General features: G+C 43.9%; 17 protein-coding genes. All 17 read right to left on the bottom strand.

Annotation, left to right across the window (positions count from 1 at the left end; translation table 11 throughout):
* The coding region (locus tag HC733_RS14670) for a hypothetical protein (RefSeq protein WP_190365773.1) at positions 1-1,592 on the bottom strand (1,592 nt) is incomplete at its 3' end.
* 12 nt (positions 1,593-1,604) lie between these two features.
* Entirely contained in the window at positions 1,605-2,972 is a 1,368-nt protein-coding gene (locus HC733_RS14665) for a hypothetical protein (RefSeq protein ID WP_190365772.1), read from the bottom strand.
* A 2-nt stretch (positions 2,973-2,974) separates the two neighbouring features.
* Positions 2,975-6,886 (bottom strand): hypothetical protein, encoded by a 3,912-nt coding sequence (locus HC733_RS14660; RefSeq protein ID WP_190365771.1) that lies wholly within the window; start codon positions 6,884-6,886, stop codon positions 2,975-2,977.
* A gap of 15 nt (positions 6,887-6,901) precedes the next feature.
* Positions 6,902-7,507, bottom strand: coding sequence for a hypothetical protein (locus HC733_RS14655; protein WP_190365770.1), 606 nt, complete (start codon positions 7,505-7,507; stop codon positions 6,902-6,904).
* Positions 7,500-8,114, bottom strand: coding sequence for a hypothetical protein (locus HC733_RS14650; protein ID WP_190365769.1), 615 nt, complete (start codon positions 8,112-8,114; stop codon positions 7,500-7,502). The genes HC733_RS14655 and HC733_RS14650 overlap by 8 nt, the downstream gene beginning before the upstream one ends.
* An 8-nt stretch (positions 8,115-8,122) precedes the next feature.
* Complete coding sequence (locus tag HC733_RS14645; RefSeq protein WP_190365768.1) at positions 8,123-10,420, bottom strand: hypothetical protein; 2,298 nt, start codon at positions 10,418-10,420, stop codon at positions 8,123-8,125.
* Positions 10,417-10,617: a hypothetical protein gene (locus HC733_RS14640; protein ID WP_190365767.1), complete on the bottom strand. Its 201-nt coding sequence runs from the start codon at positions 10,615-10,617 to the stop codon at positions 10,417-10,419. Before HC733_RS14640 ends, HC733_RS14645 begins: the two co-directional genes overlap by 4 nt.
* Before the next feature lie 11 nt (positions 10,618-10,628).
* A complete protein-coding gene (locus HC733_RS14635; protein WP_190365766.1) occupies positions 10,629-10,976 on the bottom strand; it encodes a hypothetical protein in 348 nt (115 codons plus the stop codon).
* Complete coding sequence (locus HC733_RS14630; protein WP_190365765.1) at positions 10,976-11,392, bottom strand: hypothetical protein; 417 nt, start codon at positions 11,390-11,392, stop codon at positions 10,976-10,978. The genes HC733_RS14635 and HC733_RS14630 overlap by 1 nt, the downstream gene beginning before the upstream one ends.
* A gap of 10 nt (positions 11,393-11,402) precedes the next feature.
* Positions 11,403-11,780 carry a tail completion protein gp17 gene (gp17, locus tag HC733_RS14625; protein ID WP_190365764.1) on the bottom strand — a complete coding sequence of 126 codons (378 nt, stop codon included), beginning with the start codon at positions 11,778-11,780 and terminating at the stop codon, positions 11,403-11,405.
* Positions 11,781-11,784: 4 nt separating this feature from the next.
* Positions 11,785-12,330 carry an HK97 gp10 family phage protein gene (locus HC733_RS14620; RefSeq protein WP_190365763.1) on the bottom strand — a complete coding sequence of 182 codons (546 nt, stop codon included), beginning with the start codon at positions 12,328-12,330 and terminating at the stop codon, positions 11,785-11,787.
* Positions 12,327-12,650 carry a head-tail adaptor protein gene (locus HC733_RS14615; protein ID WP_190365762.1) on the bottom strand — a complete coding sequence of 108 codons (324 nt, stop codon included), beginning with the start codon at positions 12,648-12,650 and terminating at the stop codon, positions 12,327-12,329. The genes HC733_RS14620 and HC733_RS14615 overlap by 4 nt, the downstream gene beginning before the upstream one ends.
* Position 12,651: 1 nt before the next feature.
* Positions 12,652-12,990, bottom strand: coding sequence for a head-tail connector protein (locus tag HC733_RS14610; RefSeq protein ID WP_190365761.1), 339 nt, complete (start codon positions 12,988-12,990; stop codon positions 12,652-12,654).
* Between the two features lie 55 nt (positions 12,991-13,045).
* Positions 13,046-13,513 (bottom strand): hypothetical protein, encoded by a 468-nt coding sequence (locus HC733_RS14605; RefSeq protein WP_190365760.1) that lies wholly within the window; start codon positions 13,511-13,513, stop codon positions 13,046-13,048.
* Between the two features lie 55 nt (positions 13,514-13,568).
* Complete coding sequence (locus HC733_RS14600) at positions 13,569-14,867, bottom strand: phage major capsid protein (RefSeq protein ID WP_190365759.1); 1,299 nt, start codon at positions 14,865-14,867, stop codon at positions 13,569-13,571.
* A 72-nt stretch (positions 14,868-14,939) separates the two neighbouring features.
* Positions 14,940-15,854: a S49 family peptidase gene (locus HC733_RS14595; RefSeq protein ID WP_190365758.1), complete on the bottom strand. Its 915-nt coding sequence runs from the start codon at positions 15,852-15,854 to the stop codon at positions 14,940-14,942.
* Positions 15,842-17,104, bottom strand: coding sequence for a phage portal protein (locus HC733_RS14590; protein ID WP_190365757.1), 1,263 nt, complete (start codon positions 17,102-17,104; stop codon positions 15,842-15,844). The genes HC733_RS14595 and HC733_RS14590 overlap by 13 nt, the downstream gene beginning before the upstream one ends.
* Positions 17,105-17,276: the final 172 nt, after the last annotated feature.

The raw sequence follows: 17,276 nt of genomic DNA, 5'->3' as shown, positions 1-17,276 counted from the left end.
TTACCTCGTAATGTCCCCGACACCGCTTTATGCATGGTGTCTTCACGAAGTTGGTTTACATCGAGCTTATTGGCATTTAAACGTAAGTCTTCAACTTGGCCAGCATAGATAGCATCGTGATATTTATATTGGTCTGGACGACCCGTAAGCCCCGAACCGATAGAACCTGCGCGCTGCTTTCCTGATTCACCCGACTGAATAGCCTCGAAAAATGCCGTGCTTCGAGATGCGTTGATAAAGTCAGTGTGTGTATACCACTCACCAGCAATAACATCTTGCTTTATCCATCTATCGCACCCCATCGGGTTATAGCTAGGGTGATAAGCTCCTTGGTTTAGGCGCTGTACGAGCGCGACAGGCACTGCTGTTATATCTCTGCCCAACACACGCCACAGCCCTGAATCATCCAATGTGACTGTATTGCTGCCTGCATGGAAATTTGCCGACTGAAAGATCTTTTGATCAGGCAAAGTACTTGACGTCAAATCTTGATAATCAACATCACTGCCTCGCGGTTGCATCCATTGCCATACGCCAGTACTAAAATCACCATGACCTAAATATCTTGACTTATAAGGACTAGCCCCAGCACCGCCGGAGAGGCTAGAGCGCCCTTGCCAATCATCGCCTAACCCCTCAATTACCCTTACCCTATACCTTACTTGAATATACGCTTTGGCTTTTGGGTCAAAATAGATATTGTGCTCTGGCTCGCTTAAGAACACCGCTTTTTGCTCATCTGTGAGTGTTGACCACTTCACGCCATAGCCTTTGGTGCTTTGGTCCCACTCACCAAAGGCTGAGTAGCCTTGTGCAACTAAGTTGTTAAGTAGCGTAATACCTTGATAGTTGCTCGCGCCGTATTGCACATTGCCAAGCGGGTAAACCACATCTTTATCGGCGATTTTTTCATGCCAGGACTCTAAGAACACGAGGTCTTTACGAGAGGTAATGACCTTGTTTGTCTCAGTTTCAGACGCAAACGCGACTTCTGCATCACTGTGCTCAGTGACAGTACCCGTTGCTGAATCATAGGTTTTAGTGCCATCTGGGGCTGGGGGGAATTTTATACCAGTTCTATTAAATTCAGAATCCGATGCTATTCTATCCATTTTGTGTAATACACCATCCACAGAGACGATTGGAAATGATGGTGTTGATATGCCAGTTCCATCTGACTCCCTAGCCATTCTCAGCATATTTGGGGTGGTAATGTGAGAGTAAAAACCTTCATTAACAGCTTTATGTATGTTGCTTACTTCTATATGCTTCCCCCACTCAACAAACCCACTGCCAGCATATTGCTGTTTACGCATTTGGCGCAGTGCATCAAACTGGGCTTTGCTCATCACATCGGGATGCGGGTTTACGCTTTGCGCCTGTTCAACCAGTGTTTTAAGCGTGGGCGTTGGGTGTTTGTTACCGTTTTGGTCGGTCAACTCGACAGTACCCGCTTGGGTTTGCCAATCTGTCATGGCTTTAGCGTTACTTGCTAGGGCGTCATGGGTGCCCTTGTACTGCGCGTTTAGTTGCTCATGTTTGTCTGTTACGTTTTGCAATGCAGTAACCGCATTATTGAGTTCTGTACTCATCATTGCCTCGTTTTAAATAGGAAATAGTTCGTTGATTTGGGTGGATGTCAGGGAGTTGTTTAGTAAGCCGTTAAACGCAGTATTAAGCTTGATGTTTTGCTCACTCAGCATGCTGGCCCCAAGCGCGCTCAGTGCGGCATTGGCTTTACTGTGTAGCGCATCAAGTGATACGGCTTGTGCTGATGTTTGCACTGCGGCATTAACATCAATTACGAAGTCTTTAAGCTGAGCTATATGCGCTAAGTCATGATTGATATGTGCAGAGGCTTGAATTACTTCATCATGCTTAATAATCGCTTGATTGCTCGCATTCATGGCATTAAATGCATGACGCTGGGTGTTTCGCTCTGTCGATGCCGTTTGCTTTGTAAAGGTGTTAGCTGTGAGTACCACCGTATTTTTAGCATCTATTGCGGCGCTTTCAATGTCAGCTTGCGCCTGTGTTGCCTGTGCTTGTGTTTGCTGTGCTTGGCTTGCTATTTGTTGCTGTGCATTTGCCATCGAATTGTTAAGCGTATCGCTGAGCGTAAGTAGGTCACTCTTGAGCTGTTCAACCGCTGTTTTATCTGCGCTAACACTTTGAACATCGCTTTGTGTTTGTGCTTGCGCGGCTGTGCAAATAGCCGCTGCCGCATGGCTGTGGGTTTTATCAAGCTCAACCAGTTGCGCGGTTTGCTCTATATCTGCTTTTAGCTCAAACACGACTTGTTGTGCATTGCTTACTTGCTGTGCTTGAGTTGCCACCGCGCTTGATTTTGTAATAACGTCATTATGTGCAGTTACCACTTCATCGTGCTTAGTTGTTACTTTGTTGCTGGCGCTGATAACCAGCGGGTACGCCTTATCAAACTGAGCAATGCGCGGCTCAACCGTTGCCAAACTTTGCTTGTTAGCCTCGATGGCTTGCGCCATGGTAGACATGTCACTACTGGCATTCATGGCCACGTGTGCCAACTCAGCAATTTTTGTTGGCGTGGGTATCGCGTTTTGCTCGCCCAAAAATGTGGTGATTGGGTAGGTGTCATCGGTACTTGCAAACCAGCCTGTTAATTGACTCTCGCGTTGATGCCACTTGGTTTGTAAATCAGCGATACCTTTGGCTAGCTTGGCCGTGGTTGTGGCAGTAAAGTTTTGTACCAAGCCATAACCTAAAGCGTTTTTGCTAAACTCGGGCGAAAACGGCTGGCCATCGAGCGTTGCAACACGCAGTTGTGAATCGCTTATAACCTCTGCCACTTGCAAAATAACATCTTGCTCGTTCGCTCTAAAGTAAAGTAAGTCGCCCGCTTGCGCCTTGGCCACACGTTCAAACAGCGTGTTTGTGCCAGTGATGATTGCGTTGTTTTGTTGTATTGAGATTGTGCCTATGGAATAAGCCATGATTAACCTCGTTTGTAGATTACTGCGACCATTTTCACTTGGTCGGGGGAGTCAAAGGTGACGTTATGGCGCACTTGCGCGATGGTGTAACGTTCTTCGCTTTGCGTGGGTTGGCGCATACCTTTTCCAGGCATGGAGCTTGAGCAAATAAGGTCGCCCGTTTGCAAGTTGCCACCTTCGCCACAGACATTCATAGCGCCTTCACCGCCTGCGTTTATGCTCGCGACGTCGTACAGGTAAGCTAGTTGCTCCCATTCTTCAAAACCGATCAGCCCAGCGGGTTGTGAGTCGGTCAGCGAGCGGCGGCGGGTGTATACTCCACGAGCCGTTACATCCATCGGTGAACTTGAAAGCTTTGCCGTACAAATTGCATTGGAGATATTTGCAATGTGCATAAGCTCATCGTCACAGAGAATGTCACCCGGTTCCGGGGTGAGTTCTTTGGGGAGCAAGGTTTCGTGTGCTGATGTGTGAGGGCCTATTTCTCCATTCAGTGCATATAGCGCAAATGACGTTGCGTCTACTTGAATACCATATTTGTAGTCTTTTACATAAACACCTGTTTCCTTTTTAATTGCTCCATTAATCACTTGAAAATGTCTGACTAAAGCATCACCATTTGACCAAAACTTTACATTTGGCATTCCATAATAACTTAAGGAAAGTTGGCCTGAATTCGCATTCAAAATCGAACCGTTCCCAACGTTCCATGTACATGATTGCAAAGTCATGTAATTCAGCGTGCCGCTACTTGCTTCAACTCTTCCAGTAAATGTGCCGCTAGTAGCATTTACATGACCATTAAAAGTATAACGACCAGAGCTAGTATCAAAATACACTGCACTGTTATTGCTGTTATCCAACAATTCAAAAACGCCGGCTTTTATACGCATTTGCCCGGGTGTAATAGTCATGCCTGTCACATGACCATTCACATCAACGCCGATTTCGGCTCGGGCCTCTAGTTGCCCCAGTTTATTTGAATGAGCCGTCATTAAGTTGATAACACTGGCTGTGCCTGAGGGTGTGGACACACTCACATTGCGCACAAAGTTAGCCAACGCACTGTCGTTGTCAGATTTGGAAAAGTAAACTTCACTTAACCCTGAAATGTTTTTATTTACTTTACTTTCTAGCGTGGTGACTTTGGCTGCTATAGCTTCATTAGCAGCACTTTTTGTATAGTAGTTATCCGTGATTGTCGCGTGATTGTCGTTATATTCTGCGCGAAGTTCACTCGCCTTTGCCGAAATTACATCATCGGTCCTTGCTGCGGTATAAAAGGTCTGGTTCAAATAAGCTAAGTTATCATTAACCTTACTTTGCAACTCAGTTTTAGCTTGAGACACTGCGCTTTCTGAGTCCGCTTTGGTGATGTAGTAGGTTTTAATTTCAGCGTGATTTTCATCCACAGTAGAAGTTAGCTGCGTAATTTTGGTTGCTAACGCTTGTTCAGTGGTTGCCAATGTTTGACTTACTTCAACTATTTGCGCCTTACTGTCTTCAACTTCAGATTTAACTGAGCTTATCTTGGTTGCTATCGCTTCATTTTCAGTCGCTTGGGCCGCTACCGCTTCACTGATAACCGCGTTGGTTATATCGGTCTTTTGCTCAAGTTTAAGTGTGCTGTGTAAGTCAGCTTCAAATACATTTTCAGCATCGAGCGCCTGCTCTAAAACCGATTCCGCCAGTTCATCAATATCATTTAGCTGCTCCTTTATACCCTCCAAGTCTCCCATCGACACGCCAATGGCACTAAATGTTTGAAGCGCAGCAATACCCTCAAAGCTTGCTGATACAGTTAAACTGCTAGTTCCTTGTCCCTCAAAAGAGACTGTAAACACCTCCCCTTGCTCACTCTCTAATTTACCGGTTAAAAATCCACTGTTAACATCAAGTGTAATACTTAACTGTTTTGTCCCCAGCGTTGTATTGGAAATTGAGTCATGTAGTTCAACTTGTACATTATGCACATTGTTAGACGGTATCCACTCAAATACAGCGCCAAACCAAGATGGTGATTGAGTTAGCTTAAACTGTAGCGTTAGCGCCATTTCACTAACTGTCAGCGCTTTTGTTCTAACTTCAAAAGCTTTCCATGCACTATGCCCGGTGACATTAATCGTTCTACATGAGCCAGCATACGTTTTATCAGGCAGTAACCCGGCAAATGTAAGCTGAGAACCCATAGCGCTTTTTTGAGTCCCTTCCCCAGTGAACCGCCACTCAAACGATGTGCCTAGCCCTGCATCGTCTACTGTTGCCAATAACGTTACCATGTTATGGGTTACTGCTAACTCTTCAATTATTGGCAATGATGGGGCATTAATACTAAAAGAAGCGCTAACCCACTGACTGCTATAGCCCAGTGAAGAGCGCGCCCGTATCTCAATTACGTAATCGCCCGACTCAAGTGCATCAGTTAGATACTCTGGTTGCGTAACGTGAGTAGCAACTAAACGCCTATTATCTCGATATATTTCAACGTCAAATAGATAATATCGAGACACCCAATTAATGAGGACTTGACCATCATTTTTATTTTCAAAACTAATGCCCTCTGGCGCATCAACAGAGCGCGGATCAGGTAAGCCCGAATCAGGAATAGGTTGACGAACATGGTCGTTTAACCAATCATAAATGTGCGGTTGATGCTCTCGAAGCTTTAACTTAAACCATCCATCTGACATTGAAACAGATTCGATTAACCTAAATGGCTTGTTATCAAAGCCTAACTTTTCATAGTTGATTGGGATGATATCACCGTGCGTATATTGTAATGCAATGGGTGATACTTCCATTTCTAAAGCGAGCGATTCACGACTTAACATCGCAATAATGCGCGCCATTTGCCGTGCTTCGTAATAGTTAGTGATGCCGTTTATCTTTGCTCTATGCTCTAGTACAACGCCGTTATCTTCAATTGACCACTTTTTAAATGTTTCACTGCTTGGTTCTGGGAAAATGGCTTGCTGTGTGCTGAACCCCTTTTCTTCATCGGGAAATTCCACAACAACCCGATTAAACCTATTGGATTTGTCCCCTTCACTATATTTCAAGGTGTTGCGCGTCATACTGGCTGTGATCGGATGAGGAACCACGGGATCGTCTTGCTCAACAAGCAAAGTCAACTTACCGTTGATTACTGGTAATGAGCCTCGCATCGTTTTCAGCAAACTATGCACATTGTCCAATACTCTGTTAGATGTATCTAACGCAATGTTCACTGTAAAAAGAGAGCGCTTATCGACCGCGCCGTCATAAAGTGGGACTTGTGTATTACATATTTTCGCAGCATTTATAAACGATGATCTATCGAGCTCGCTTTCTGATAAGCCTTTTCCATATCGTTTGTTAGTCAAGTAATCATACAAACACTCTGCTGGGTTAGAGCTGACATAATTTGAGTTTGAAATCAGCCCTTTGATACTACATCCAGAAATTGTAGCCTGAATATTGGGCACACCTGAGAATACATTATCTTGACCAGCTAACCACTCTAATCGAATGTAGCTACAGGCTAATCCACTTAATGAATGTCCTTTGGTAATTGGGTCAAAACCTGCAGCCTTTAAATGCGGATCACTATATCCATGCATTCCATTTGGAAAGTTAACTGCAAACGCTACGCCATCATATCTTTTGTCTGTAATTGGGTAATCGCCTAGCCAAATTGTCTCGATGTCTGATACCGCTTCAGACCAGACGATGACTAAGTGCAGCAAATCATTAGTAACATCATCGTTGTCATCTGGGTTACTCACATTTTGGAAAACGATTGTGCCCTGCACTTTTCTGCGACCGTAGATCACTTTTATTGCGTCATCAGAAGCCGGCTTAGTTAATAGTGATCCTGTATCAAGCTTGTCTTGCTCTGGCACAAGCCAGCCAAACATTTTTTTCCAAAAACTCATTTACAATGTCCGAATCTAATTATGTTGCTGGTTACCGCCTCCCCTACCAACACCGCCAAGTGGTGCGGGCGTGGCTCCTTTTTTGCCCCAAGGAATGTCCTTGATAAGAACGCCGCAAAACTCAAATCCATTATCATCAGGGAAATGTAGTTTTTGGCTTTCATCATTTGTTTTTCTGCCACTAGCCGCTTCAAAGTCAGCCCAAATAGATGCGGCTTTAAGATCCAAGGATGCTTCTTTTTGGCTTTCTCTGCCCGATTTACCACTGAGCAAGCCATCCCAAATCTTAACGTCACCGACAAGAGTCATATCGTTATCAAAATAAATGCGATATATCGAAACGGGCAGATTCAGCCAGTTACTATTAAAAAAAATGGCGGAAATGTCTGAGTTATTGGCATGGAGTTTTATCGTGATCTCACCTATTTTAGGCTCCCCCATGACCTCAATATCAGGGGCTTTTGACCACACACCAGATTTGTATGTTGCGCCATGGGCTTGAACGTCATAACCTGCATCTGTAAAGCGCAACCCAGATGAAGGGAAATCGATGTGTAATAGATGGGCATAGCTATGACCACTCTCTAATGCTTTTTTGAGTTTACTGCTTAGATTAATCATATAGCCGTTCCTCAAAACCCAAGATCACTTTTTGCTTTACCCCATCTTTCGCTGAAAATATGATTGTTTGCTCATCGGTTGTTAGACTCATTGAAAAGAATACATTTTTGCCACTAACTAATTTTTGCCCCTTGGTTGCAGCACGTCTTAGTTTGGGTGTAATGGGAATGGTTGACTCGCCAACGCCGTTTGTATTGACTGTCCCCGTAACCATGTACGCTTTGTCGCTACCAGTGATCTGTATAAAGTCACCAGGTAATAACACCCCCATTCTATTGCTTTGAAACGAGCTTATGGGAATAGAAGAAACACCAGCGGGGATATCCTCTCTAATAGTGCACGTATCTGATAAACCAAGACCAATTACTGGCATTGGGTTTCGTAGCCGGCACATCTTTAGTTTGCCTGACAGGCTGCATGCAAAAGCAAATAACTCCATGCAATCAGAATATTCCATAGTGCATGTAGTTAGTTCAATTTGCCATTGGTGGGGATCACCTAGCATATTTGCATACACTGTTCCGCCATGGGTTTCGCTTACCTGTGTTACAGTCTTTGAACCAAACCGCACTGAACGGGGATCAACAAATCGACTAGGAAAAAGCATTTATATACCTATATTGGTGCGTCTAAATTATCTTGTACAAGCCTGATCACTTGCGTTTTGTTAGCATCAAACCAAGCCTGAAAGCCGTTAACATCTGTCGCATCAACTTTGAAGGATACGTTGATATTTGTTGGTGATTTGGATTGTGTTTGTTGTTGAGAAAGAGAAACTAAAGCAGCGCTCATTCTGTCTATTTTCTCTGCTGATTCTTGCTTATAAACACGTTCACCTTTATCTAGTAACCAAGTTCCCTCCTTTGGCACGTAGTCGATACCACTGTGCGCCATACCTACCATACCGGCACTAATACCAGTTATCGCTGCGGCCATCGGCTGAGAAATAGCGAGCGCCGCCCCCATTGCCGCAGGTGCAGCGAAGGGGCCAACTATGGGGATGGCCGCTGTACTCGAAAAGGCGTTCAATCCAGCCATTAACGCCATCGCTTGGGCTTGCGTTGTAAGCAATGTTGCAGCTCCTGTTGCAGTCGCTTTATTGAGTAGCTTCTCAACGGCCCATAGCGCCATCCTTTTGGCTCCCATTTCTGCTAGCGCTGCGATAGTGCTATGCAACACACTGCGCAGAATACTTTTCATGCTATCGCTAAAGCTTTGTTGCACCATAACCGCATTCGCTACGCTTTGCCCAACCCCCTGAGTGAATCGGTCAAATGTGTTACCCCACATGGATTGATAGTCCGTGTTGGTTTGTCTAACTTGGCTCTTGAGCTGCTCTAAGAATGACTGATTTTTTGTAAGCTGCTGCTGGTTGTATAAGTCTGTTGCTTGACTTGCTAACAGACGATACTGATCGTCAGTAATGAGTCTTGAGTCGTTCGCTAATGCATATTCATTGAGCTTGAGTTGTAATTGGGCCTTTTCCTGATTCCAATCTTGCTCGCGCATGAGCCGCTTAACTTCATAGTATTCCTGAGCTTGCTTGATTTGACTCGCAAACGGGTTTTTCACCACTGTCTGAGGCTTAAACGCAGGTAGAGCAGGCGCTTTCGGCGTATCAAATGTTGATGTTGTTTTTACGTTGTTGATTTCTGTTTTTAGCTGCTGAATGGTGCTAAGTGCAGATTTAAACGGTGCTGAGATCCCTTCTTGCTGCTCAAAGTCACTTAACTGCTGCTCTAAAAATGTTGTTTGATTGCCGATTCTGCCAAGCGTAAAAAGTTGCTCATCGTACTGAGCAATCACATTTTTTGCATGTTTTAGCTGAGTGCTAGATAAAGTTGTTGCGCCGCGCTGATGCAATTCAACCGCCTTTTGTGCTGATTGATACTCATCACGAAGAGAATTAACTATGCGCTCTTGTGCTGTATACTCTGTGTTTAGCTTACGCAAATTCCGCTGCATAATGAGGTAAGCGCCATTATGCTCGCCCGTAAACTTGTAGCTTGCACTTTGTATCTGATAAAAGAGCTGACTTAAGCTCTTAATGCTCGTATGTACAGCGCTTAAAATACTGGTTGATAGAGATTTACCTAGGTTGGCAAATCCCCCGCTCGCGTTAGCCGTATCAGTTAACCAGCTTCTAAGCCCTGTAGTCACAAACTTAATGGCAGGTGCAGCACTTGCAACTAAGTGCTGCCAAGTGCCCCCCAGCATCGCTTTAAGTATGTTGACTTCTTTATACGTTTGCTGGACGCCAGCCACGGTGTCTTTATTCATGACTAAACCGAGCTGTTTGGCAAGTTCAACGTTTTGTTTAAATTCCCCGTTACTTCCGACTAACGTGCTAAACATTTGTGACGCTGAATCATTAATCTCGTCAAGCCAAAATCTTGCTTGGCTTTCACTCATTTTGTTTATTTCAGATACGAAACGCTCAAACTGCTCAGCAGGCTGTAACTGTTGCCATTCATCTATGCTCTCACCAGTGACCGCAAAGAAGTCAGCTAAAGCGCCACCCCCACTAACAGCAAAGTCAGTAATCTTGGCATTTAAGTCTTTCACAACATCGCCAAATTGCTCTGACTGTAACCCAGCCGCTTGAGTGGCAAATGCATACGCTTGATACTGCTCAATGGGCAGCGACACATTTGCCGCTTGTCTGCGAATATCTTCTATTGATTTAAGCGTTCGCTCCATCGCATACAAACCTGCACCTAGTGAAGCGGTCCCAATGGCAAGCCCTCCCCCCATCCGTTTACCCATAGTTAGTGTGCTCTTGGATAAGGCGTTAAGCTTTTTTGTCGCGCTTGACACAAAGCTCGAAGTCGCTTTTTTAGCTCTTACTAACTCTTTGCGCAGCACAGCGCTGTTTGCACCCAACATTATATTGAGTGATGCAAGTGTGCTCATACCAAATTAGCTCCAAGTTCTGATAAGTAGTCCTCAGCCTCTTTATTTGTCATGCGAGCCTGCGGTGTTTTAGAGGTATTATTACGAATGTTATGAAATGCGATGAGTTCTTTGAGCTCTAATACGGTAAGTGATTGTTTTAGTTCTGATGGCAAGCGGCCCAGCTCAAGCGCTAGATTTATAATGAAACACCGCAAGCCATCTTGCTTTAGTTTTTTTCAGCTTGCTCTATGTCATCTTCTGCAAAAGAGTTTAACTTTTTCGCTTCAATGAATAGTTTTGTTAAGGGACCCGCTTTACATTCGTTCAGCATGGGGATATCTGATTCATCAAATACTTTGTTTCCATCTTTATCAACTACAGCTTGGACAAGTAATGATGAAAACATGGTTCCTTTTTTCATATTTCCTTCATCGTCAAGCTGAGACAGTTCATGTGCTTCTTGCTCTGCAATGCTGAGCGACTTGACATATACCGTGCCAAACCCTGCAATTTCAACAGGTACTTTGTGGCTCGCTTGTAACGCTTTGAATAAGGCTTGCTTGTTAAAACTCATTATGCTGCACTCTCCGTTTCTTTTTCTATTCCGATTTTCACTGATAACTGAAGCGATTTTCCGCTTTCAGGCTTGCTTAATTTGTAACCTGCAAAAAAGCCTGTAAAAGCCCATTTGCTTGTTGAATCTGGCAACTGCACCTCACACTTGCGGCGCTCTTTTGCCTTACATGCTGCGATTACATGCTGTTGGCCAGCGTCCTCTTTTTCATATCGACACACCAAATCTCGCTCACCGCCTTCTTTGCGATTTGACACTCCGTATACAGGGCTAGTGTCTGATATTGTTGATTCATCGCTGATCGTAACATCAAGTCCTAAATCACCAATCTCATCAAAGCCATATACCACCACCATAGCCGCATCCTCCGCAGCACTACTAGCAATGCGAAACTCTGTACCCTCTGGGAATTGCATGTTTTACCTCTTACTCTGAGTAATTAATTGTGTAATCTTGGATGCGCCGAAAGGTACTGCTTCCCTCATCGGCGCTTGGAATTTCTTGGTTTTCAATGATGCTTTTTAGGTTTATACCTGCATGCACCCCTTTGATACTGGGTAATGCATTACGGATTGATTTAGCAAGTGTGTATGCCTGATCATCCTGCTCTGCAACACTACTGATCTGAACATCAGCTTGTCTTGGACCGGTAAGATCTATGGTATTAATTGGCTTGTCGTTTACCACTAGATAACTAATAGCTGGCAACTCAGTTCCTTCTGGAATGCTACCGCTATATACGCCTTTGTGATGTTGAGCGATATATTCCTGCCGCAGCAACTCAACTAAAGCATTTTCTAACATTCGCTTACCTCTTTTGCTTTGCTGCGCGCTTTAGTGCCAAATCGATCTTGCGCTTTAACTCTATGTGCATATCCGATATGACGCGCTCGCTGTTGTTTATTAACGCTGGTCTTATGAAAGGCTTGGGTTCAATACCGGGATGAAAATTATTTTGACCCGAACCGACTTTGCCACGTGATCGTTTAGACTTTGCATTTAGATCATGCGGCTTCACGCCAGTTTCAAGCCAATATGCATAAACGCTGACGGGTATATCTCCACCTGCGGCTTTTTGCAGTGCCTTAACATTGTAAACACCCACATAAACCGCAGCATCATAGATATTGTGAGTCTGTTTCTTATTAAGTGTTGCGCGTACTTTGATAGAATTAGCAAGTACTCCTGATTGAGACTCAAAATTAGCCGCAATTGAACGTTGTATGCTATTTTTGGGAGAGTCAGCAGCCTTTTTTAACGCGCTACGTAGCGCTTTTGGCCCAACGCTTTTATCAACCCTCTTCAACGCTTGTTCAAGCTCCTTAAAGCCTGCTACCTGTCCTGTTAATTTCATCTGTTTAGCTCAATATCGAAAATAAGCGTGTGATTATTTAGACCGACATTAGTAACGTCCGTCACTTTATATTCGATACCACTCACTTTGATATGGGATATATTCAAAAATGCTGAACGATAATCGCATGCAAAACTTGCTTGAGCGGTGGAAATTTCAAGGGTTTCCCTGTTAACCAATCCGCCTCGCTGTTTTTTAAAACTGCCGCGCACTTCTGCGAGACTCTGCATTTCAGTTTTATCACCTCTTGGACCTGATACTTTTACCGTTTCGTATAGTGTTGCTCGGTGACGTTTCTGTGATGGCTTTAATCGACTCATATTAGCCAACCAATGTGCGTCTAAAAGGTTTAATTGCTGTTTTATAAGCTGGCGTTTCTGACGCATTCTTTGTAGTGTCTGCTTCAGTGTTTACCCATAGAGAACCTAATTGCAACAACACAGCGGTTTGCAGATTTGATAGTTGATAAGGTGATAAACCATCTAAAATTATTGGCGCTTCAGCACTCTCGGGAACATCTGCATTAGACTGGTATATATCTCGACCTACATCCGCGACTACTAGGCCGATCGCTTGAGGAATGAGCATTGAAACCTTGTCATTATCTAAATCATCGCCAATGCATAATTGCTGCTTTGCCATTTCTAATGTAATTAACATTCAACAACCTTTGAAACAAAAAGCCGTTTTCAAAAAGAAAACGGCTTAGCTTAACTTAGTCAGTTTGCTCTGACTCGCCATTGGGATCGTACTTGTGAGCCACGGAAGGTTTTAAGTTCAAATAGCGTTTTGCGTCTTTTGCATTGAAACAAGCTCTATCACCTTTGCTGTATCGGCCATGCGGTGCAGTAAATACTAGGAACGCCTTTTCATTTAAAGGCTGTTCCGTTTTCGCCTCTTCGATGCGCTTTTCAGGCTTAGTAAGCAATGACATGTAAAACTCATACGCTTTTGTTAATTCATCAGATTTGGGCTTTAGTTTCTCTGTGCCGCCATTGTCATCAAATACCAAAACCTCTACATCTGCGACTTTCGGCTTTTCCTTTGGTTGCAACGCGGCAAGTGCGGCAACATAGTACAGGATCTCTTGAGGGCACTGGCTTAAATCTAATCCCGTTTGCTCAACCTGTTCATATTTCGGTTCAATCAACCTTTCTTTTAAGTGATCATTTACATTATCCATCGTATTACCTTTAGTTATTCTTTGAGGATCTAACTTTTAAAAAAGTCTGTGTGGGTTAGAACTTGATATTTGTGCCTACCACCAGGCCTTCTTCATGGCGGAAACCAATATCATTACCCGTTACTACTCGTAATACTGATTGGTTATTAGAGTACGCAGAGACTAAATTACCATTCGCATCTTTGTAGGTTGCTTCACGGCTAAAGTCGATGGTCATAGAATTGGTCTCACCAATGAGCACATCGTTAAAATCAGCAAAGTAGATTTCAGACAGGTCCGTCATCGCACCTTCAACTAAATTGTTAGGAATATTGGTTGTTTTGCGGAGTGGATAACCTTTTAGCCTGCCTTGCTCCATTTCTGGATAAAGCTTAGTGCCATTCCCGTTTCGTAAACCAAATAAAAACATCGCACTACGTGGAGACAGCGCCCATCCGCAACTAATCATTGCACTATCAGAATTTTCGAGCGTAAGAATTAGACTATCTAGGTATTTGTCGATGATGTATGCAATGTTTGATGTATCACTCATATCACCAGTGAACGGGACTACTCGGCCTGCACTTAATGCTGTCGGTCTCATGCCTTTTGGCGTGTTGTTTGTTCCATCATCTCGTAGGAACGCTTTATCTTGTCGCGTTGCAGTTGCTTGCAGCATATCGTTTAGAAACACGCGTTCTACGTTATATCCAGCATAACCGATTAACTCATTAGATACCGGCACGATAGTCATCTGCGTTTTCGCAGATAACTTTACTTCATCGGTTTTTTGCCCTTCAGAATTGCGCGATTCGTTCTCGCCCTTATATCCTGATGTTGCGCCACCAGTATGGCGAGGCATTGTCAGATTGCCATTCACCAATGGTAATTGCTGTGCGCCCAGTGCTCTAACAACCGTTTTGGGCCTTAGCAGTTCAATGAAATCATTGCTAAGCGTTTCTGGCACTAATGCACCACCAGAATCTTCAGCTGTTGACACGGCCATGGCAACTTCTTTGTCACCAATTTCATTTGCAGCAAACTTTTGAGCAAGATTTAAATCACCTTTACCTGCCGCAATTGCCATACCAAAACGCGCGACCTTTGCGCCGGGGTAATCTTCTGGCTCTTTTTTAACATGGATTGCAGGACCTTGTGGTGACTCTATTGACGTAGCTTGCTCAATTGCTAAGCCTTGTGCGTATTCAAGACTCGCAATACTGCCTTTAATATCAGAAATTTCACTTTGCAGTTTAGTGAACTCACCTCGCTCTTCATCACTTAACTTGCCAGTTGTTTCTAATTTTGATGCAAGCACTTTTACACGCTCCACTTTAGTATTGTGCGCGGCTTTTAGGTCGGATAGTTTAAACATGAATTTACCTTTTTAATGACATAAAAAAAGGCCGCACACGGCGACCCTTAGAGAATTAGATTTGATTTTGATTTAAATAGTCTTTAGTAGAGCCGCATGCGCGATCATGCCCTGGTTGCTAGCTTGCTGAGCAACGCTATGGACTATAGAATTAATTGCATCTTGTGGTGTTGCCAATCTGTCAGCCAATCCCATATCAATGGCAGCTTGCCCCTGGTATGTATCAGCTTCAGTTGCCTGTACATCAGCGATGCTTAAATTACGGTTTTGAGAAACATACTCAACAAACATTTGATAGGTTGCTTCGGTGTCGTACTCTATCCGCTTTCTTTCTTCTTCGCTGAGCGCGATGTCAGGGTGAAAATCTACTTTGGTAGCCCCTCTGTAAAACGTATGGATTTTTACCCCGTTTTGCTCATAGTGGGCGGTAAGATCAAGGCGTTTTAAATATACACCTACAGAGCCAACAACAGCCGTTTTGCTAATGATAATTTCTGTACATGCACATGCTATTAGATATGCCCCGCTACATGCGTTCATATTGATGATTGCTCGGATTGGTTTTTGCTGCGCGGCCTGCTTTATAAAATCTGCACATTCAAAAGCGCCCTGTGCACTCCCCCCACCTGAGTTTATATCGAGTGCAATCTCTTGGACCTTATCATCTTTAAGCGCTGCATTAATTTGCTTCTGCAAACGCTCATAGCTCATAACTTCTTCGCAGCTTGCATCAATAAAACCCATTCTAGGGATCAAGATGCCGTGAACGGCTATCACTGCGACTTTATCGCCCTGCTCAGGATCTCCGACCACATACTCTTGAGTTTGTTTCGCTGAGACCTGTGCAGTTGATGAAAGCTCGGGAAAATCACCAAGTAAGCGTTTGTGTAGGAACTCACTGACGGTTTGGGCCAATGTTGCAGTGGCTAGCAATGGGGTATTAAATACCATTGCAGCGATGTGCGGGTAATTGGTCATCTTTGACATATTGCTTGTATCTCTTTTATTTGCTCTGGTGAAGCAGTGTTTAACTGCTGATGAATTTCAGCGTTTTTACTATCAACCATATTGAGTGGTGAAAGATAGATATCACCCTCAGAACCTAGTGGAGGTAAGTTTTCTAAACGGCGGATATCATTAACAGATAAGAACCCCCATTGGCGGCCTAACGCATAAGCTTCATAACGACTTTTTAAATCGCCTCTCATTAATGCGCTTAAGTTAAATTCAATGAAGTATTCGCTACGCTCTTCTTTGAGCAATAAGTCGCGGTGCATGGCCGCTTCCCAGCGCTTAATCCAAGGCAATAGCGCAAACACTAAAAAGTTTAGAGTGTTTTGCTCTACAGATTTATAGGACTCCCCTGCCGTTTCACTGAGCATATTCAGCGGAATGCCGTATAAGCGTGAAATATCAGCAATGCCCATTTTTCTGGCTTCAATAAGCTGTGCTTGCTCATTCGTCATCGCCAACTGCTTATAAGTCATCCCTTCTTGTAAAAAGGCGACTTTAAACATATTGCGCCAGCCAGAATGGCGAGCTGAGAATGATTCTAATAGTTTGTCTATAGATAACTGACTGGTTATTTTCTCGGCCTCTTTCGGTGCTTCAATAACGCCATTCATCATAGTGCCATTATTAAAACTGTATGCTGCATGCCTCTCTGTTGCCAGTGCCAGCCCCACCGTATCAGCTGCTATCTGCAATGGGCTACACCCAATAAATCCGTCAATGGATGGTCCTTTTACATGGTGCACATCATCCATGCTCAGGGTTCGATTCTCACTAGGTATATTGTAATAAGGTAATCCATCACCACCTTTTAAAACCCTAATCTTACTAAAGTGGATAGGAATAAGCTCTTCAACGCGCATATTCTTGTTGCGCTGAATAAGGGCGATATGATTTCCATTTGTACCTAAGAACCCCTGCCCTCGTTCAAAATACTCGAAGGAAGTGTCTTTTTTGTTGGGTTGATATCTTAATACGTCATATAACGGGTGTTCCTTAGCTTTTTTTCGATGCTCTCCTTCTCGCTTAAATAGCTCACACGGCATACTTGCAACAGATTCTGATAACAGCGTGACTGCTCGGTAAACAGCGCTATTTGCCATAGCGGATTCGGGCGTGACAATTATGCCTGATTGACTTGCTCTAGCTGCGCCGCCACCTGTAGGCCAATGCTCACCTATCGTTGTACTTGAGGTATTTGCATCAAATAATCCAGAAAAAAACATTATGTTTTGGCCTTAGTGTTTGAGTATTTTAAAGATGCGTTTGAACGTGCAAGCAAAAATGAATAAGCCATGCAAATAAGTCCTGCTACCACAAAACCAAGAGAGGGGGTGAAAAGCCACGCCCCATAGCTCAAGGAGCTCAAACCCAACAGGCCTATCAGTACGCTTATAA

Origin of the sequence: Pseudoalteromonas sp. S16_S37 (assembly GCF_014694405.1) — a bacterium.
Classification (GTDB): domain Bacteria; phylum Pseudomonadota; class Gammaproteobacteria; order Enterobacterales; family Alteromonadaceae; genus Pseudoalteromonas.
This window is presented reverse-complemented; position numbering and strand designations above follow the sequence as displayed.